The sequence below is a fragment of the Xanthomonas sp. NCPPB 2586 genome (assembly GCF_041475775.2).
Taxonomy (GTDB): domain Bacteria; phylum Pseudomonadota; class Gammaproteobacteria; order Xanthomonadales; family Xanthomonadaceae; genus Xanthomonas; species Xanthomonas campestris.
Window position 1 is genome coordinate 1996053 of record NZ_CM192981.1, and the last position, 18157, is coordinate 2014209.

Annotated in this window: 14 protein-coding genes, 1 other RNA gene and 3 pseudogenes; 15 read left to right on the forward strand and 3 right to left on the reverse strand. The window is 57.0% G+C overall.

Annotated elements, in window-relative coordinates; all coding sequences use genetic code 11:
- Positions 1 to 53 precede the first annotated feature (53 nt).
- The 12 genes and pseudogenes from ACCQ09_RS08545 (at position 54) to ACCQ09_RS08600 (ending at position 10239) form a co-directional block, all read left to right on the forward strand.
- Positions 54 to 1355: a peptidoglycan-binding protein gene (locus ACCQ09_RS08545; RefSeq protein WP_076036028.1), complete on the forward strand. Its 1302-nt coding sequence runs from the start codon at positions 54 to 56 to the stop codon at positions 1353 to 1355.
- Positions 1356 to 1447: 92 nt separating this feature from the next.
- On the forward strand, positions 1448 to 2440 hold the full coding sequence (locus tag ACCQ09_RS08550) for a TrbL/VirB6 family protein (protein WP_052862138.1): 993 nt from the start codon (positions 1448 to 1450) through the stop codon (positions 2438 to 2440).
- 47 nt (positions 2441 to 2487) lie between these two features.
- A complete protein-coding gene (locus ACCQ09_RS08555) occupies positions 2488 to 2955 on the forward strand; it encodes a DUF4189 domain-containing protein (RefSeq protein WP_274316787.1) in 468 nt (155 codons plus the stop codon).
- A gap of 237 nt (positions 2956 to 3192) precedes the next feature.
- Positions 3193 to 3810, forward strand: coding sequence for a hypothetical protein (locus tag ACCQ09_RS08560; RefSeq protein WP_228428439.1), 618 nt, complete (start codon positions 3193 to 3195; stop codon positions 3808 to 3810).
- Positions 3811 to 3984: 174 nt separating this feature from the next.
- On the forward strand, positions 3985 to 5244 hold the full coding sequence (locus tag ACCQ09_RS08565; RefSeq protein WP_047677031.1) for a peptidoglycan-binding domain-containing protein: 1260 nt from the start codon (positions 3985 to 3987) through the stop codon (positions 5242 to 5244).
- A 39-nt stretch (positions 5245 to 5283) separates the two neighbouring features.
- Complete coding sequence (locus ACCQ09_RS08570) at positions 5284 to 6375, forward strand: TrbL/VirB6 family protein (RefSeq protein ID WP_052844661.1); 1092 nt, start codon at positions 5284 to 5286, stop codon at positions 6373 to 6375.
- On the forward strand, positions 6350 to 6907 hold the full coding sequence (locus tag ACCQ09_RS08575) for a DUF4189 domain-containing protein (protein ID WP_227971701.1): 558 nt from the start codon (positions 6350 to 6352) through the stop codon (positions 6905 to 6907). Before ACCQ09_RS08570 ends, ACCQ09_RS08575 begins: the two co-directional genes overlap by 26 nt.
- 100 nt (positions 6908 to 7007) lie before the next feature.
- A pseudogene (locus ACCQ09_RS08580) lies at positions 7008 to 7298 on the forward strand (type IV secretion system protein); the annotation flags it as partial.
- 22 nt (positions 7299 to 7320) lie between these two features.
- Positions 7321 to 7812, forward strand: a complete 492-nt coding sequence (locus ACCQ09_RS08585; protein ID WP_080640076.1) for a DUF4189 domain-containing protein — start codon at positions 7321 to 7323, stop codon at positions 7810 to 7812.
- A 46-nt stretch (positions 7813 to 7858) separates the two neighbouring features.
- A complete protein-coding gene (locus tag ACCQ09_RS08590; protein WP_162866372.1) occupies positions 7859 to 8443 on the forward strand; it encodes a hypothetical protein in 585 nt (194 codons plus the stop codon).
- A 35-nt stretch (positions 8444 to 8478) separates the two neighbouring features.
- On the forward strand, positions 8479 to 9207 hold the full coding sequence (locus ACCQ09_RS08595) for a lysozyme family protein (RefSeq protein WP_228428438.1): 729 nt from the start codon (positions 8479 to 8481) through the stop codon (positions 9205 to 9207).
- A gap of 52 nt (positions 9208 to 9259) precedes the next feature.
- Positions 9260 to 10239 (forward strand): IS5 family transposase gene (locus ACCQ09_RS08600; protein WP_108133905.1). Its coding sequence is split into 2 segments (ribosomal slippage): positions 9260 to 9809 and positions 9809 to 10239, totalling 981 coding nucleotides; the frame shifts between segments, so codons are not numbered across the junction.
- A gap of 233 nt (positions 10240 to 10472) precedes the next feature.
- On the opposite strand, the gene ACCQ09_RS08605 is transcribed toward ACCQ09_RS08600, so the two are convergent.
- On the reverse strand, positions 10473 to 11453 hold the full coding sequence (locus ACCQ09_RS08605; RefSeq protein ID WP_108133906.1) for an IS5-like element IS1646 family transposase: 981 nt from the start codon (positions 11451 to 11453) through the stop codon (positions 10473 to 10475).
- 63 nt (positions 11454 to 11516) lie between these two features.
- Here ACCQ09_RS08605 and ACCQ09_RS08610 point away from each other — a divergent pair.
- Positions 11517 to 12116 (forward strand): annotated as a pseudogene (locus ACCQ09_RS08610) (XVIPCD domain-containing protein); the annotation flags it as partial.
- Between the two features lie 222 nt (positions 12117 to 12338).
- Here ACCQ09_RS08610 and ACCQ09_RS08615 read toward each other — a convergent pair.
- Positions 12339 to 12482: pseudogene (locus ACCQ09_RS08615) on the reverse strand (IS3 family transposase); the annotation flags it as partial.
- Positions 12483 to 12691: 209 nt separating this feature from the next.
- Here ACCQ09_RS08615 and ACCQ09_RS08620 point away from each other — a divergent pair.
- A complete protein-coding gene (locus tag ACCQ09_RS08620) occupies positions 12692 to 14308 on the forward strand; it encodes an alpha-glucosidase (RefSeq protein ID WP_040941095.1) in 1617 nt (538 codons plus the stop codon).
- Positions 14309 to 14397: 89 nt separating this feature from the next.
- A non-coding RNA gene (locus ACCQ09_RS08625) (sX9 sRNA) lies at positions 14398 to 14472 on the forward strand.
- A gap of 748 nt (positions 14473 to 15220) precedes the next feature.
- On the opposite strand, the gene ACCQ09_RS08630 is transcribed toward ACCQ09_RS08625, so the two are convergent.
- Positions 15221 to 17983 carry a TonB-dependent receptor gene (locus ACCQ09_RS08630; protein WP_040941096.1) on the reverse strand — a complete coding sequence of 921 codons (2763 nt, stop codon included), beginning with the start codon at positions 17981 to 17983 and terminating at the stop codon, positions 15221 to 15223.
- Positions 17984 to 18157: the final 174 nt, after the last annotated feature.

Consider the following 18157-nt stretch of genomic DNA (forward strand, 5'->3'; position numbering starts at 1 on the left):
AGTGCCGATGATGCAACAACAAATTCTAATGACATGCACGTACGGAGAATACTATGAGTGATGGACGTGGCCGGAGCACCGAAGGCTTTGGTGTGGATCGAGAATATTCCGTTAGATTGATCGTCAAAACCGCGCTTGAGAACGGTGTGACCGATCCAAAGCAAATATCGTACATGTTGGCGACGGCTCAGCATGAGACGCGTAACTTTCAGGCGCCTGAAGAAGATTTCGGGCGTAGCCAAGCGCGCAAGCTTGGATATAGCGGCGGCGAAGAATTTTATGGCCGTGGCTACGTGCATCTCACCCATGACTACAATTATGCAAAGTTTGACAAGTTGCTGGGCCTGAATGGTGAAATGGTCCGCAATCCAGATATGGCGAAGGATCCAGAAATCGCCGCAAAGGTATTGGTTGTTGGTATGCGCGATGGCTTGTTTACTGGCAAGCCTCTTGATCGCTATATTGATGCCGATAGCCACGACTTCTATAATGCTAGGCGTGTAGTAAATGGTGTTACGCCCAGCAAACCTTGGAGTATTGAAGCAGCCAAAGACTGCCAACGGCACGCGGAAAGTTGGGAGCGTCGTGTTCCTGATTTGATCGAGAGCGTCAAGCGCGATGGTGTTGATCTCAAAGCCAGCATAGCGCCCAGTTCGACCTCCCATCACGCCGTGAAATCGCACGATGGCAAACTAGAACAGGGCGAGCGCGGTGAGTCGGTGAAGCAGTTGCAAGGCCAGCTTGCTCAGCTCGGCGCAACCGGCCGCGACGGCAAGCCGCTGCACCCTGATGGCGACTTCGGCGGCAACACCAAATACGCGGTCGAGCAATTCCAGCGCGAGCGTGGTTTGCAGGTAGATGGTGTGGTGGGTAACCAGACGCAGGCAGCCTTGGGGCAGGCACTGTCGCAGCAAACGGCCAGGCAAGCCGAGCAGACGGCTGCTCCCGCTGCACAGGCACAGTCAGCATCTGGTCCCCTGCTTTCCGACCCTCGTCATCCAGATAACGCGATGTACAACGGAGCAGTGAGTAAGCTCGAAGCGCTAGGCGAGCGTGGCGGTTTCGCCAACCGCAAAGAGCTTGAGCAAGCAGCTGGTCAGATCGTTTTCGAGGCGAAAGTCAGTGGGCTCGAACGCATCGATCATGTTGCGCCGAATAAGAGCGGTGACGGTTTCTTTGCAGTGCAGGGCGAGATGACCGATCCGGCGATGCGCCGGGTTTTTGTGGACCGCGACCAGACGCAGAGCCAATCATTAGAAAACAGCTCCCGACAAGCGGCCGAGGAAGGCCAGCGCCAGACGACACAGGTGCAGTCTCAGGTGCAAGAAACCGAGGCGCGTAGCAGGACGATTTGATCGTGCCGTAGGGGTCAATCGATGACCTTGGCATTTGACATAAGCATTGCCAAGGTCATCTTGTCTGCACATGAAGATCTTGCAGCGACGAGATCGATATATTTCAGTGGATGCTACTGCAGCGCACCTCGGCGTTGATTGGCATTGTGTCCTTGACGGTGTTGACGCTGTGGGTCATGTTCCAGGGGTATCGCATCGTGACCGGCCAGTCCCGCGAGGCGGCGATGGGCCTGGTGGTGACGGCGTTGCGTGCGGCGCTGATCATCGGTCTGGCGACGAGCATGGCCGAAGGTTCGTCGAAACTGTACTGGACGCTGACTGACGGTGTTAGTCAGTCCATTACCCAAGTGGTGACCGGGGATTCGGAAAGTCCCTACGATGCGATCGACAAGAATTTGGGCTTGATGCAGATCGCGATGATGAGCATCGATCAGATCCAGACTGCAGGCAACCAACAGCGAGACGACGAGAAGACGCGTGCGCGCTGGTTCACCGGGGTGGGAATGGCAGGCCCCGGCGTGGTGGGGGGCTCACTGCTGCTGTTGAACAAGATCGGTATGGCGCTGTTTGTGGGCTTCGGTCCCTTGTTCATCATGTGCCTGTTGTTCCAGGCGACGAAGTCGTTGTTCAGCAAGTGGCTGCTATATGGCTTAGGCATGGTGTTTTCGTTGTCGGTACTGAGCTTCACGGTGAGCCTGGCAACGAAGGTGATCGGCGCAGTGGCTGTCGCATTCCTGGTGAAGTACGCGATGCCAGGAAACAGTGGCGAGGGCATCAGCAGCATGGCATTGCAACAAGGAGGGCTAGGCTTGGTCATGACAACCTTGATCGTCACCGCACCGCCGATGGCCGCCGCCTTCTTCCAGGGCACGCTGGGTCAGTTCACGGCGTACTCGGCGCTAGGGCAGTTGGATCGCCCAGGTCAGTCGCCTGCCGCCGGACGGCCTTATGAGCCGGGTGCGCCGGAGCGTGAAACCTCGAGGCCTAGAGACAGAGATGAGGCCCGCGTTAACAGCGGTGTCCGCTCAGAATCTCCATCGAATCAAGAAAACGCTACAGGTAGTCGTGGCCTTGCAAAGAATTAATAAAACCTTTTAAGGGTGTCGCAATGAATCGTTCTCGATTATTCCTTATGGTAAATATGTTTTTATCTGGCGTTGCATACGGGCAAACTGCATGTCCTGTCGGCGTAGCGCCAGGCAGTCCGCAATGTGGGCCTGACTCGGGCACATCAAGAGGCGATATTCCGGATCCGCCGCCTAGGCCTACGGGCGAGTGGCTAAAAACTTGGGGTGCAATTGCAGGATCAAATTCCACAGGAGAAACTGGTGCTGTCACTGGTAAACTCAGTCGTCAGGAAGCCGAAAAAAGAGCCATTCAGTTGTGTGCAGAGGGCGGAGCTCCTGATTGCAAGATAAATTTAACTTACAAGAACCAATGTGCGGTGTCGGTTTCTTCAGAAAAAAAGAGTTTTTTTCAAGGCGCTGAAAGTAAAGAAGTTGCGACAAATCTTGCTATGAAATATTGTGAAAGTTATGGTGGTGGTAAGTGTAATATTATTTATTCCGGATGTTCGGATCCGATATTTAAAAAGTACTAAATCGCATTTAATTTTTTGAATGCTGTGATCGTTCCAAAAAATTTATTATATTTTCTATTGCTGTAATGTTTTGATATTGTGATTGGGCCTAAAATGCCATCAAAGAGCAAGTTTTTTTACCTTCTGGTTTCTGTTGCTGTGTTGTTGGGTGCATGCGAAAGCGAGGCGCCTAGTCAAAAAGTGAGCGCTAACTTTCAGGAAAGGAACACAGAGGCGCAGCAACGCAAAGTTAGATCCATGCCTCAGGTTGATGAATTGCAAGGACTAAGACAAATGACGCCACTCCATCAGGTCGTCTCTCAACTTGTCACTCAGGATAATGCTCCTTGGTCAAGCTTCGATGGCGCTAATAAAGTGCGTTGGCGAGAAGCTTCGCCGCAACCAAATCCTGATAGCAACAGTCCGGAGAACTTGCGTTTCCGAGAAGGTACTCTCCTTCTGGACGGTTTCGGCATGGTTGACGTGCCTGATGGAAATCAAGGTGCAGAGGCGGGAGTGAAGAAAGTAAATGAGGGCGAGTCAGGTATTACCCTTAGCGGAGATTCGCAGAGCGTGCACTCGATTGCGGTAAAGAAGTTCTATGTTAGTCCTGAGTATGCTGATGTAGTAAAGCGCCAGTTGCCCTCTGCAACGTCACTTCGGTTGATTGCGGGAGATTGCGCCGCAGACTTGGGGGAGGATGTTCCTGACACTCAGACGAAATTTTTCGAAGTGGTTCTCGATGGTCATCAACTATTCCTGGAAGCGTATGTTGACGACGGCGAGGGTTCGCGGGGGCCTGGCTACACCACTTTTTTGTTTACCAAAGAAAAGCCCGACATGAGGATAGAAAAGTTGCAATGTAAGGCGCGATGACCGCAGCATCCGGCACCGCTAGATGGTGGTGCAGTACCCAACCGTCATATCCAGAGGACATGAAACATGGCTGATAGACGAGAAAAAGCGGCGGCCACCGCTCAGGCTTATAGCCAAGGGAATATTGCTGGTCTTGATGACCATGCTACGCGCAGGTTGATCGCTTCAACTGTCATGACAGAAAGTAATGGTGGGGATCTATCGATAACTAATAGACAAGGTTATGTCGGCCGATATCAATCGGGTGCTGGTTGGCTTGCGGATGCAGGATATGTCGATAGTGCGAAGCTCAACTCTGCAATGCGGGATGCTGGTTTCGATCCGGATAAGGTTCGGGGTGCAGAGTGGAAATGGGCTACCAGTGGTGGAATGACAAGGTTTCTTGAAGATTCGTCCAATTGGAAAGATGGACTAAATCTTCAAAAATACAAGGGTTCTGCGGAGTTACAGGACGGCGCCTTTAAGATAAATAGTGATAAGTCGTATCGTCAGGCAGTGCGTGATGGGGTGCTCGATAGCGACGACAGTCCAACAAAAGTAGCCGGGTTCTTGAAGGCTCGTCACATCTCAGGTTACGGCGGCGCGCGCGCAGCGATAACTGGTGGACGAGAGTTTAGCGATAGCAACGGCACCAGCAACTATGACTACATGCACGACATCACACGTAATCGTGATGGAATGGATCAATACATGCAGCCGGGCCGTTCGCATGCCATGCATACGAATACCTCCGCTGTGCCTCAACAGCCGAAGCGCGATGCATCGCATGACGGCAAACTAGAACAAGGCGAGCGCGGAGAGCAAGTGAAACAGCTGCAAGGCCAACTTGCCCAGCTAGGTGCCATCGGCCGCGACGGCAAGCCACTACAGGCAGACGGCGACTTCGGCGGCAACACCAAATATGCGGTCGAGCAATTCCAGCGCGGGCACGGGTTGCAGATAGACGGCGTCGCAGGTCAGCAGACCCAGGCCGCTTTGTCCAAGGCGTTGACCCAGGCGACACCCAAGCAACCTGAGCACACGGCCGCGCCTGCTGCGCCGGCACAGGCAGCCTCCAGCCCCTTGTTGTCTGACCCGCGCCATCCCGACAACGCGATGTACAACGGCGCGGTGAGCAAGCTCGAGGCGCTGGGTGAACGTGGCGGATTTGCCAACCGCAAAGAACTTGAGCAGGCAGCCGGGCAGATCGTTTTCGAGTCCAAGGTCAGCGGTCTCCAACGCATCGACCATGTTGTGCCCAACAAGAGCGGCGACGGCTTCTTCGCAGTGCAGGGCGAGATGACCGACCCGGCAATGCAGCGGGTTTTTGTGGATCGCAATCAAGCGCAGAATCAGCCGTTGGAAAACAGCAGCCGGCAAGCGGCCGAGGAAAGCCAGCGTCAGGCCACCCAGGTGCAGACCCAGGAAACTGCTTCGCGCTCGATGTCCATGTAAGTCGAGCATGTTGGTCGTTGCACTTCAGCGAGCTGGTAAATGGCCAAGGCGGTCAGGAATGCTCGCCTTGGTTCTACTTTCAACGACCTGCGCGATGAGATTGCGATCTTTCAGTGGAAGTTGTTGCAGCGCACGACGTCCTGGGTGGGCATGGTGGCGCTGACGGTGCTAACGATATGGATATTCATTCAGGGCTACCGCCTCGCAACCGGCCAGTCACGTGAAGCGGCGATGGGGTTGGTGGTCACGGCGTTGCGCGCTGCGCTGATCATTGGGTTGGCAACGAGCATGGCCAAGGGCTCGCCCCAGCTGTATTGGACCCTGACCGACGGCATCAGTTCAGCGATTACCAAGACAGTCACAGGTGACTCCGATAGCCCCTACAAGTCGATCGACCAAAACCTGATGCTGATGCTGATGCAGATGGCGTTGGCCGGGTTGGATCAGATCAAGACCGGCGGCGATAAAGAAAGCGAAGACGCCAAGAACCGGGCGCGCTGGTTCACTGGTATCGGCATGGCCGGCCCTGGCGTGGTGGCCGGCTCAATGCTGTTGTTGAACAAGCTGGCGATGGCGATGGCGCTCGTGGTCGGGTTTGGACCATTGTTCATCCTGTGCCTGTTGTTTCAGGCGACCAAGTCGCTGTTCAGCAAATGGCTGCTATACGGATTAGGCATCATCTTTTCATTGTCGGTGCTGACGTTTACGGTGAGCTTGGCGACAAAGGTCGTGGGTGCGGTAGGCGTGGCGTTTCTGGCGAAATGGGCGGTCAGCGGCGGCAATGGGGAGGGCATCAGCAGCATGGCGCTGCAGCAGGGAGGAGTAGGCTTGGTATTGACGACACTCATTCTGACCGCACCACCGATGGCGGCGGCGTTCTTCCAAGGCACGCTGGGCCAGTTCGCCCCATATTCGGCGATTGGCTCGCTGGGTTCGTCCGATGCGGCGTCCAATGCCAATAGGCAGGGGGCTAACGCTCAGCAGTCTTACACACCACCCACTCCAAGTCGCGAAAGTAGTTCTGCTAACAGCAATATTCAGCAGGCAAACCAAGTCGGCACACGGAACAGTAGTGGTGAGATAAATTCCTCAACGAGCAATAGCGGTGATCGTGGTCTTGCTCAGAGGTAAATCATTAAATTACGGCGGCGCTATGAAGCGATTTTTTTTACCAATCTCAATATTGCTCCTAATTGCTTTTTACGGGAGCGTGTATGGGCAAACTCGATGCCCAATGGGTGTTCAGATGGGAAGCATTCAATGCATTCCCGACACGCCCGAGATGGGAGGTCAACAAATACCATCTCCTAAACCAATGCCCAACGGGGAGTGGATAAAAACCTGGGGTGCAATTGTTAACTCCAAGCAAATTTCTAAGGCGTGGGCTTCAGTCGGCAAACCTACTAAGAAAAGCGCAGAGGATGATGCTTTAGATCAATGTGGCTCGGAAGGTTTTCAAGAGTGCTACGTTAGCTTTACGTATATGAATCAATGTGTCGCTCTTGCATCACCAGCATCCGGGAACACGGGAAGTGGCGTCTCTTCTGCTGCTGATATCAATGTGGCTTCCAGAAATTCTTTAAATACTTGCCAAAAGAAAGGTGGGGTTAATTGTTCTGTAATATATAAAGAATGCACAGAGCCTTTCTTTAGAAAATATTGAATTGCGCGCCGGTTAATTTAAATTTAATAATAGTGAATTGCTATTTACGTGAGATTTAACGCATTCCTTATGGGCGGCGGCGTCGGCATGGCACTGTAGCAAGGAGGGGGGAGGATTGATGGTGACTACACTGATCATCACGGCACCACCAATGGCAGCAGCCTTCTTCCAGGGCACGTTGGGCCAGTTCACTGCGTACTCGGCGCTGGGGCAGTTGGATCGGGCAGGTCACTCGCCGGCGGCTGGGCGGCCTTATGAGCCTGGGGCGCCAGCTAAAGATTCTACAAGTGGTTCTACTCAAACAACTAGTGGTAACACTACTGTAATGCGTAACGATTCTTCGCCCTCTCAAGAGCCTAGTAGCGGTAGTCGGGGTCTAGCGCAAAAATGATCAGCAAATTCCTGAGTGTTCTATGACTCTTCCGCAATCAATTATTTTTTTAAGTTTTTTCTTTGCTGGTGCTTCACTGGCACAAACGGCCTGTCCAAATGGCGTGGCGCCTGGAAGTCCTCAGTGTGGACCTGATTCAGGTACTTCTAGGGGCGATATTCCAGCGCCTCCGCCCAAGCCAACGGGGGAATGGATTAAGACTTGGGGGGCAATTGCTCACTCCAGCTCAACTGGTGAAGCTGGAAGTACGGTAGGCAAATTGTCTGAAAATGAGGCAAGAGATAAAGCTACTCGCCAATGTGCTGCAGGTGGTGCTACTGATTGCGAAGTGAAATTAGTGTATCGAAATCAGTGTGCTGCTCTGGTTGCTTCGCAGGGCAAGAGTTTTTTTCAGGCTTCCGCTAGTAAGCAAAAATCTATTGAGTTGGCGACTAAAGTTTGCGAAGAGAGTAATTCTGGTGTCTGTAATACGGTTTATTCTGAATGCTCTGAGCCGATCTTCGAAAAATATTGATTTTCTTGATTGCTTTGAATCGTATTAAAAGATGGGGTGTGAAGTAATGGAATTTTTGCGAAATACATTTGCCTTTCTGATGTTCGCGTCTATCCTTTCGCTAGCAGCATGCGATCAGGACGCTAAGTCGCAAGGGTCAACCGGTCAATCGCAAAATTCACAGAAAAAAACCGATGAATCTGCGCGTCAGGAAGATGGCTCAAAAAGAGAAGCTTTGGAGCTAGGGGCTGCCCCTAAGGCAAGCGCAACTCCAACGACGTATCCTGAATCGGTTGATATCCATAAGCTCGCAGATGGATTTAAAGAAGGTATGCCTTACGGCGATCTCCGAAAAAAAGTTATTGCCGGAAACTGGAAGCCGGTAATGAGCGCTGAATGCAAGAAAAATGTTGTTGGCGACGATTTTGAAAGTGTGTGCTCAAAAGATCCAGGGCGGTGCGCAATCTGTGACGAGGTGCCAGAGCTAAATATTTGTAGTGGCGATGGGCATTGCATAACCGAATTTTCGAGTGCTGACCATAAACAATCACTTAAGGTTTCCACGTATGGGGAAGTTCAGGACACGTTAGTGGAGGGTGAAAAATCCAGGCTCTTCGTTTCTTGGTGGGATGTGTCCGCCAAAGCTAACTGATTAATGCGTATTTAATTTCACAGGAGGTGCTAGATATGAGCAGTCCTTTGGCAGATCTAATCCAGCGTGGAGAGTCTGGGCGAAATAACTACAATGCTTACAATCGAGGTACATATATTGCCGCAGACGGGCGGGAGCATATTCGTGGGAGCACTGGTCCCATAGAATTTTCGTCTATGACTGTTGGCGATGTCATGGATGCGCAGGCCCTGCCGCGGGGTGATCAAGAACGGCTTTTCGCAGTCGGGCGCTACCAAGTCATACCTTCTACGATGAAGGATGCGGTGAATAAGTTAGGTCTTGAGCGGTCCCAGGAATTCACCCCCGAGCTCCAAGATCAAGTGTTTTCAGATTATCTAATCACTCACAAGAAGTCTGCAGCTCGCAACTACATTACTGATGCGCCTGGCTCTTCGTTGAATAGTGCGCAGAATGCGCTCGCACAAGAGTGGGCTAGTATTGCTGATCCAGATACTGGGAAAAGCTATTACGACAAGCCAGGTGGCTCAAATCATGCATCGATTACCGGTGCAGAGACAGAGAATGCTCTGAACGCGATGCGGCAGTCATATCGTCAGGCAATCGAAAGCGGCGTAACGCCTGAGCAGGCATGGAAGCAAATCAATTCTCAGCCTCCCCAGCAGCTTGCACAAACCCAACAGCACAAACGCGATGCCGCACAGGACGGCAAATTGGAGCAAGGCGAGCGCGGAGAGCAAGTGAAACAGCTGCAAGGCCAGCTTGCCCAGCTAGGGAAGCTCTGAACAACGCACCACAGATACGCGACACTACCCGCCTGATGTTGGGGAGTGATCCATGCAACTGACGTTCGGTGACGCTGAGGGCTTGGGCAAGCGCAAGCAGACCCGCCGGGAGATCTTCCTGGCCGAGATGGAGCAGGTCGTCCCGTGGCAGCAACTGCTCGGGCTGGTCGCGCCGCACTATCCGGTATCGGGGCGGCCAGGTCGGCAGCCGTACGCACTGGCGACGATGTTGCGGATTCATCTACTGCAGCAGTGGTATGCGTTGAGCGATCCGGCGATGGAAGAAGCGTTGCACGAGATTCCGACCTTGCGGCGCTTTGCCCAGCTCGGTGGCTTGGACGACATTCCCGACGAGACCACGATTCTCAACTTTCGCCGCCTGTTGGAGACCCATGGCCTTGCCGCGCGGATGCTGGAAGCGGTCAACGCGCATCTGGCGCGCAAGGGCCAGAGCCTGCGGTCGGGCACGATCGTCGATGCGACGCTGATCGCGGCGCCCAGTTCGACCAAGAATGCTGACCATGCGCGCGACCCTGAGATGCATCAGACCAAGAAGGGCAATCAGTGGTATTTCGGGATGAAGGCGCACATCGGCGTAGATGATTTTCCGGGTTGGTGCACCACGTCCATTGCACAGCCGCCAACGTCGCCGATGTCACGGTGACGCACACGTTGCTGCATGGCAAGGAAGACAGCGTGTTTGGCGATAGCGGCTACACCGGTGCGGACAAGCGCGAAGAACTGCAGGCCTGCGAGGCTGCATTTTTCATTGCTGCCAAGCGTTCGGTGCTTCAAGCCATCGGCAACAAGCGGGAGCGTGCTCGGGAACAGCGTTGGGAACACTTCAAGGCCAGCGTGCGCGCGAAGGTGGAGCATCCGTTCCGGGTGATCAAGCGCCAGTTCGGTTACACCAAGGTCCGCTATCGCGGCCTGGCGAAGAACACCGCGCAGGTGCTGATGCTGTTTGCGCTATCGAACCTGTGGCTGAAGCGAAAGCAGTTGATGCCTGTCGTGGGGACGGTGTGCCTGTAACCCGGGCAACACCCTGCAAACACGCCGGAAACGGCAAAAAATCGAGGATCTGAGCGCCGTCAGCCCGGCCGATGTGGTTAGGCTCATCCTCCGACGCCGTTGATCAGACCATCCCTAGGGAAGGTCTGAACAATGAGGACTGAGAGTGCGGGATGTCGCATCGCTCTGGAGAGTCGCGTTTGGATCTTCGGATTTTTCGCAATTTCTGGAGCTTTCCTTGGGAATTCCCCGGGTTACAGGCGCACGCTCCCCATGGCAGGCAGTAACTGCTTTCGCTTCATCCAAAGGTTTGACAGCGCAAACAAGGTCAGCACCTGCGCGGTGTTCTTGGCCAGGCCGCGATAGCGGACCTTGGTGTAACCGAATTGGCGCTTGATCACCCGGAATGGATGCTCCACCTTCGCGCGCACGCTGGCCTTGAAGTGTTCCCAACGCTGTTCCCGAGCACGCTCGCGTTTGTTGCCGATGGCTTGCAGCGTCGAACGCCTGGCGGCAATGAAAAATGCAGCCTTGCAGGTCTGCAGTTCTTCGCGGTTGTCCGCACCGGTGTAGCCGCTGTCGCCGAACACGCTGTCTTCTTTGCCATGCAGTAATGCGTGCGTCACCGTGACGTCGGCGACATTGGCGGCTGTGCAATGGACGTGGTGCACCAGCCCGGAAAATTCATCCACGCCGATGTGCGCCTTCATCCCGAAATACCACTGATTACCTTTCTTGGTCTGATGCATCTCAGGGTCGCGCGCATGGTCGGCATTCTTGGTCGAACTGGGTGCAGCGATCAGCGTCGCATCGACGATCGTGCCCGACCGCAGGCTCTGCCCCTTGCGTGCCAGATGCGCGTTGACCGCTTCCAGCATCCGCGCGGCAAGGCCATGGGTCTCCAGCAGGCGCCGAAAGTTGAGAATCGTGGTCTCGTCCGGAACGTTGTCCAAGCCACCGAGCTGGGCAAAGCGCCGCAAGGTCGGAATCTCGTGCAGCGCTTCTTCCATCGCCGGATCGCTCAGCGCATACCACTGCTGCAGCAGATGAATCCGCAACATCGTCGCCAGTGCGTATGGCTGCCGACCTGGCCGGCCCGACACGGGATAGTGCGGCGCGATCAGCCCGAGCAGTTGCTGCCACGGAACCACCTGCTCCATCTCGGCCAGAAAGATCTCGCGCCGGGTCTGCTTGCGCTTGCCCAGGCCCTCAGCGTCACCGAACGTCAGTTGCATGGATCACTCCTCAACATGAGGCGGGTAGTGTCGCGTATCTGTGGTGCGTTGTTCAGAGTTTCCCTAGGTGCCATCGGCCGCGATGGCAAGCCACTACAGGCAGACGGCGACTTCGGCGGCAACACCAAATATGCGGTCGAGCAATTCCAGCGCGAGCACGGGTTGCAGATAGACGGCGTCGCAGGTCAGCAGACACAGGCCGCTTTGGCCAAGGCGTTGACCCAGGCGGCACCCAAGCAACCTGATCACACGGCCGCGCCTGCTGCGCCGGCACAGGCAGCCTCCAGCCCCTTGTTGTCTGACCCGCGCCATCCCGACAACGCGATGTACAACGGCGCGGTGAGCAAGCTCGAGGCGCTGGGTGAACGTGGCGGATTTGCCAACCGCAAAGAACTCGAGCAGGCAGCCGGCCAAATCGTGTTCGAGTCCAAGGTCAGCGGTCTCCAACGCATCGACCATGTGGTGCCCAACAAGAGCAGCGACGGCTTCTTCGCAGTGCAGGGCGAGATGACCGACCCGGCAATGCAGCGGGTTTTTGTGGATCGCAATCAAGCGCAGAATCAGCCGTTGGAAAACAGCAGCCGGCAAACGGCCGAGGAAAGCCAGCGTCAGGCCACCCAGGTGCAGACCCAGGAAACTGCTTCGCGCTCGATGTCCATGTAAGTCGGGCGTATTGGTCGTTGCACTTCAGCGATCTGGTACATCGCCAAGGCGGTCAGGAATGTCCGCCTTGGCTCTACTTCCTGCGACCTGCGCGATGAGATTGCGATCTTTCAGTGGGAGTTGTTGCGGCGCACGACGGCTCGGTAGGTATGGGGTCATTGATGGTGCCGACGCTCTGGATTTTTATCCAGGGTTACTGTGTCGACTCCCCTTAATTCAATGCTAGCTAAAACTAGAGGTCTGCGGTTGATGTTGATCGCCGAACTCGGCGGGCGTTAGCCCGCGCAGGCTGTCTTGCGGGATCTGTTTGTTGTAGTCAGTGAGTCGTTGCTCGGTCTGCGCGCGCTTTTCGCCCAGCGTGCAGAGGATGTGTCGTTCCCCGATGCCGTGGACGATGATCCTCCGACGCCGCTACGTTTAACTGCGCGGCCTGAGTGGAAACCTTTGGGAGGTTACACATGCGGTTGCTCATGAATACGTATGCACGAGCATGCTCTGGGTCTGTTGCGCCGCTACGCTAACGCTCTTGGCTGGGTGCTCCTTCGTGTGCCCGCATTGGCCCGGGAGGGGCGTATATGTCGCAGACACCATGGTGGCGCGGGGCCGTCATCTATCAGATTTATCCACGTAGTTTTCTCGATTCCAATGGCGATGGGGTCGGTGATCTGCCGGGCATCATCGCCAAGCTCGACTACATCGCCGGGCTGGGCGTGGATGCGATCTGGATTTCGCCTTTTTTCAAGTCGCCGATGGCCGATTTCGGCTATGACATCGCAGACTATCGTGCGGTGGATCCGTTGTTCGGGTCGTTGGCCGATTTTGATCGCTTACTCGAGAAGGCGCATGGACTCGGGCTGAAGGTGATGATCGATCAGGTGCTGAGCCATACCTCGATCGCGCATGCGTGGTTTCAGGAGAGCCGACAGGACCGGAGCAACCCGAAGGCTGATTGGTACGTGTGGGCCGATGCGCGCGAGGATGGAACGCCGCCGAACAACTGGCTGTCGTTGTTTGGTGGTGTCGCATGGCAGTGGGAGCCGCGGCGTGAGCAGTACTACCTGCACAACTTTCTGGTGGACCAGCCCGATCTCAATTTCCATAACGCCGAGGTGCAGCAGGCAACGCTCGATAACGTGCGCTTTTGGCTCGATCGCGGCGTGGATGGGTTCCGCCTGGATGCGATCAATTTTTGCTTTCACGACGCGCAACTGCGCGATAACCCGGCCAAGCCGGCAGACAAGCGGGTGGGGCGCGGCTTCAGCGCGGACAATCCTTACGCCTACCAGTACCACTACTTCAACAACACGCAGCCGGAAAATTTGCCGTTTCTGGAGCGGCTGCGCGGGCTGTTGGACAGCTACCCGGGTGCGGTAAGCCTGGGTGAGATTTCGTCGGAAGATTCGCTGGCCACCACCGCCGAATACACCGCCAAGGGCCGCTTGCATATGGGCTATAGCTTCGAGCTGCTGGTGCAGGATTACAGCGCTGCCTACATCCGCGACACCGTGAGCCGGCTCGAAGCCACCATGTTGGAGGGCTGGCCATGCTGGGCCGTTTCCAATCACGATGTGGTGCGCGCGGTAACGCGCTGGGGTGGGGCGCATGCGACGCCGGCGTTCGCGCGGATGGTGGTGGCGCTGCTGTGTTCGTTGCGTGGCTCGATTTGCTTGTATCAGGGCGAAGAGCTCGGGCTCAGCGAGGCAGAGGTGGCGTTTGAGGACCTGCAGGATCCGTATGGGATTACCTTCTGGCCGACCTTCAAGGGCCGGGATGGCTGCCGTACGCCGATGCCGTGGACCGACGCGCCATCTGCCGGATTCACCAGCGGCAAGCCGTGGCTGCCGTTGGGCGAGGCGCATCGCGCCCATGCGGTGAGTGTGCAGCAGGACGATCCGTTGTCGGTGTTGAGTGCGGTGCGTGCGTTTCTGGCTTGGCGCAAAACGAGGCCGGCGCTGCGGGAGGGAACAATTACGTTCTACGACACGGCGGAGCCTGTGCTGATGTTCCGGCGCGAACACGCCGGCCAGGTTGTGCTGTTGGCGTTCAATCTGTCCGCCGATCCTGCTGACCTGGCCTTGCCTGCCGGCGAGTGGGAGCAGATCGATGTACCTGGTGTCGAGCTTGGGGCGATGGATGGCGGACACCTACGGCTGGCCGGGCATGCGGTCGTTGCTGCTGTCGGTCGTGGCTGAGTAAGCGCAGCTGAAACCTCTCGGCTTGGAGTAGCTATCAAAGCTACTGCGCAGCCGCCAGGCGGGCGCGGCCGGTGCTCGGAATCGGCATGTACCCACGTACACTCCGGTTCCTCCGCGCCGTCCGCACCCACCTGACGGCTGCTCGCTACGTTTTGTTAGCCGCTCTTAGGCTTGAGAGGGTTTTGCAAGCGGGGCGACATTCTCTGCGATGCCGCTCTGTTTTCGTTGCACGCCGATCGTCTTGCGCGCTGGTAGGTCGGTTGATAATCGCTGCCGTGGCATTCCATCTCATTGTTGAGTGGCAGGCGTCATCAGGAATCGCTAGTCCGTCAGCTGGCTTTGCTCGCACGCGGTGTTATGGGCGGCGGCGACTCGGTACGGTTCTTCCTTAAAAACACCTTGCTGCCTTCGTGAGCGTGGTGCCAAGCGCATGTGTGCGGCGCGCGGTATGAAAGCCGGTCTCATGCCGAGTGATTTTCGGTGTTTGGATTGTGCAGGTGTGTAAGCGCTGCAAGTTGGCTTGCACGATTTCATGACGTTGATTTCGTTGCGAAGACTTTCAAAGAAAGACTTACCGGTTGATCTCCGCGGTTCTTTTTATGCGGGGGGCAAAATAGAAATGCCGTTTCGGCGTGACGCGTTTGATTGTCCGATCGTTGCTTGTTTCGTCAAAAGCAATGTCAATCGTTTAGCGCTACTTTGCGATCTGTGCCGAAGTGGCTGTCCCGTACCCTCACCCCAACCCCTCTCCCGGTGGGAGAGAGGCTTGTATTGCTGCGGCTTGTGGTCGCTGCAGCTTGCACTGTGTCGTTCGTCTTCCAATGTGGCCGGCGGATCTGGGCTGCGATACGCAGCCCAGATCGCGCTGGCGCTTCAGGCGCTTGGTCCCACGCACGTGATGCCAGCCACTCAGAACTTGTAATTCACACCCAGCACGAAGGTGCGGCCCCATTCGATGTATTCCAGCGGGCGGTCCTTGGTTTCGGCGTAAGTGCGGTACGGCGAGTTGCTGAGGTTGCTGGCCTGCAGTAGCAGGGTCAGGCCGGCCAAGCTGCTGGTGTCGGCAAAGTTGTAGCTGATCTGCGCGTCGGTGATGTTTTCGCCGACCACGTAGCGCAGTGTGCGGTTGCCGTTGAAGTTGCCGATCTCGCCGATGAAGTCCGAACGCCGGCGTTGGCTCACGCGTGCCTCGAAGCCCTTGTGCTCGTAATAGGCGGTGAGGTTGTACACGCGCTTGGAGAGGCCGGGCAGGCTGATGGCGCCGTCGCCCACGCTGGAGGCGCTTTCCGGGTCGCGGATCTGCACGTCGCTATCGTTGAAGGTGGCGCTGGCCTGGATGCCGAAGCCTTCCAGCGGGGCGAACACCAGGTCCAGCGGCAGCGAGGCGGTGAGTTCCAGGCCGCGCAGGGTGCCGCCCTTGCCGTTGAACGGGGCGCTGAAGGTGCCGGTGGTCAGCACCGGTGCAGAGCCCGGCGGCGGCACGTAGCCGGCCACCAGTGCCGAGAAATCATAGTTGTCGCGGCTCTGGGTGTAGATGTAGCTCTTGAGGTCCTTGTAGAAGAAGGCGGCCGCTACATAGGCGCGGTCGGCGAAGTACTTCTCGTAGGAGATGTCCAGCGCGTTGGCGCGCCACGGGTCGAGCATCGGGTTGCCGCCGCTGGCGCCGGGCCGGCCGGTGGAGGTGTCGACGCCGAATTCCAGCGATGCACGCAGTTGGTCCACGCGCGGGCGGGCGACCTGCTTGGCCAATGCGAAGCGCAAGGTTTGCTCGTACGGGAACTGGAACGCCAGGTTCAAGCTGGGCAGCCAGTCGCGGTAGGTCTTGCCGTCGTCGATAGGCCGCACTTCGCTGCCGACAGGCTGCGAGGCATCCCAGTAATTGGCCTGCGAGGATTGATCGGCGCTCTGCAGCTGCACGCCGATATTGCCGCGCACGCCGACTACGCCCCACTCGGTATCCAGGTTGGCGCGCAGCCAGGCGGTGGTGATCTTTTCTTCGACCGTCCAGGCCTTGGAGACCAGGAACGATGCGTCATCGCTGGGGTTGAACAGCATGTAGCGCGAGACCGTGGCCGGCACGTTCCAGGCGGGCAGGGCGCCGATGCCGGCAAAACCCAGATTGACCGGGGCGTACTGCAGGTCGGCGGCCACGGTGGCTTCGCCTTGCGCGCCGAGCGTGATGTTGCCTTCGGGCTGGGTCTTCTGCTTTTCGCGGTGCGCGTAGTTCACGCCCACGTCCAGATCGGAGAACCAGCTCAGTGCGTCGGGCATCGGGAAGCTGGCCTGCAGGCGCGCACCCTTGAGCACGTCTTCCACCCGCGGCACCTTGCCGTAGCCGGAGCCATAGATGGTGTTGGTGAGGAACAGCGCATCGGGGTTGGAATAATTCAGGCCCGGGCTGAGTTGCGAGAAGCCATTGCCGTTCACCGCCACGCCAACGGTGTCCAGCTGCGGCATCGGCGCGAGCTGGAGATTGTTCTCCAGATTCAGTTCGTCGCGGGTGGCCTTGGAGTAGTTGAGATCGGCCACGATCTTGACCGCGCCCGCGGTGATCTCGTTGTTCCAGCCGAATGCGTCGATCTTGTCTTCGCGCTTGTTGTACATGCCGCGCACCAGCGGGTACACGCCGCTGGCGTTACCGCCGAGAAACGTGTTGCGGTCGTTGACGCGCACGTCGGTGATGTTCAGGCCCGGCGTGTAACCGCCGTTGTAGTTGCTGAGGTTGAGCTCGAACTGATTGGCAGTATCGATCTGCTCGGCTTCGGTGTGGAAGGCATCCAGCGTGCTGGTCCAGGCGTTGGATGGGCGGTACTGCAGGGTGGCCATCACGCCATCGCGCTTCTGGTTGCCGGTGCGGCGCAACGCCTTGATGCCGTCGGAGAAATACACGCCGTCTGCGACGCCCGGGCGCTGCCGCTGGGCATTGACTTGCTGCCAGGGTTCGTACAAGCCGACCTGGTTTTCCTGGATCGGCATGTCGGTATGCGCGTAGCCGATGGTCAGGCCGATGGTGCGGTCGGCGAACTGGTCGATGTAGCTGACGTTGAAGCGGTTGCCGTACGGGTCCACGTTGGCGGCCTTGCCCAGCGAATTGCGCTGGTAACGGCCGCCGATGGCGATCACGCGCTCGTTGTAGCTGAGCGGGCGGGCGGTCTGCATGTCCACGGTACCCGACAAGCCCTGGCCAACCAGGCCGGCATCGGGCGTCTTGTACACGGTGACGCCGCTGACCAGTTCGGACGGGTATTGGTCGAACTCCACGCTGCGGTTGTCGCCGGTGCTGACCACTTCCCGGCCGTTGAGCAGGGTGGTGGAGAAATCCGGCGACAGGCCACGGACGCTGATCACCTGTGCGCGGCCGGCGACGCGCTGCGCGGCCAGGCCAGGCAGGCGCGCCAGCGATTCAGCAATGCTCACATCAGGCAGGCGGCCGATGTCTTCGGCCGAGATGGCTTCCACGATCGAGGTGGAATCACGCTTGACCGAAATAGCGCCTTCGATCGCGCGGCGCAGGCCGGTGACCTGCACCTTGTCCAATACGGTCACTGCACCGGCGTTCTGCTCGGTGCTGGCGGGTGCGTCTGACGGGGCTGCCGTTTGTGCGGCGGCCAACGTCGGTGCCATGGCAACTGCCATGGCGATACTCAGCGCGGTGCGCTTGTGGTTCAACATTTTCCCCTCCCAGGTACATGTTGTTCTTTGATGTTTTGATCCGGCAATTGCCTGGATGTGCTGCATCGCGCGCCAGGACGGCGATCACGCACTACGCGACTGCAACGTATGGTAGACACCGCGCTTGCATGCAAACGCGGCCTGCATACGTATTCAACGGCGATTACGCTGCTG

Coding starts and splice junctions, on each gene's coding strand:
- ACCQ09_RS08545 (WP_076036028.1), top strand. CDS start 54: ATGAGTGATGGACGTGGCCGGAGCACCGAAGGCTTTGGTGTGGATCGA.
- ACCQ09_RS08555 (WP_274316787.1), top strand. CDS start 2,488: ATGGTAAATATGTTTTTATCTGGCGTTGCATACGGGCAAACTGCATGT.
- ACCQ09_RS08560 (WP_228428439.1), top strand. CDS start 3,193: ATGCCTCAGGTTGATGAATTGCAAGGACTAAGACAAATGACGCCACTC.
- ACCQ09_RS08565 (WP_047677031.1), top strand. CDS start 3,985: ATGACAGAAAGTAATGGTGGGGATCTATCGATAACTAATAGACAAGGT.
- ACCQ09_RS08570 (WP_052844661.1), top strand. CDS start 5,284: ATGGCCAAGGCGGTCAGGAATGCTCGCCTTGGTTCTACTTTCAACGAC.
- ACCQ09_RS08585 (WP_080640076.1), top strand. CDS start 7,321: ATGACTCTTCCGCAATCAATTATTTTTTTAAGTTTTTTCTTTGCTGGT.
- ACCQ09_RS08590 (WP_162866372.1), top strand. CDS start 7,859: ATGGAATTTTTGCGAAATACATTTGCCTTTCTGATGTTCGCGTCTATC.
- ACCQ09_RS08595 (WP_228428438.1), top strand. CDS start 8,479: ATGAGCAGTCCTTTGGCAGATCTAATCCAGCGTGGAGAGTCTGGGCGA.
- ACCQ09_RS08605 (WP_108133906.1), bottom strand. CDS start 11,453: ATGCAACTGACGTTCGGTGACGCTGAGGGCCTGGGCAAGCGCAAGCAG.
- ACCQ09_RS08620 (WP_040941095.1), top strand. CDS start 12,692: ATGTCGCAGACACCATGGTGGCGCGGGGCCGTCATCTATCAGATTTAT.
- ACCQ09_RS08630 (WP_040941096.1), bottom strand. CDS start 17,983: ATGTTGAACCACAAGCGCACCGCGCTGAGTATCGCCATGGCAGTTGCC.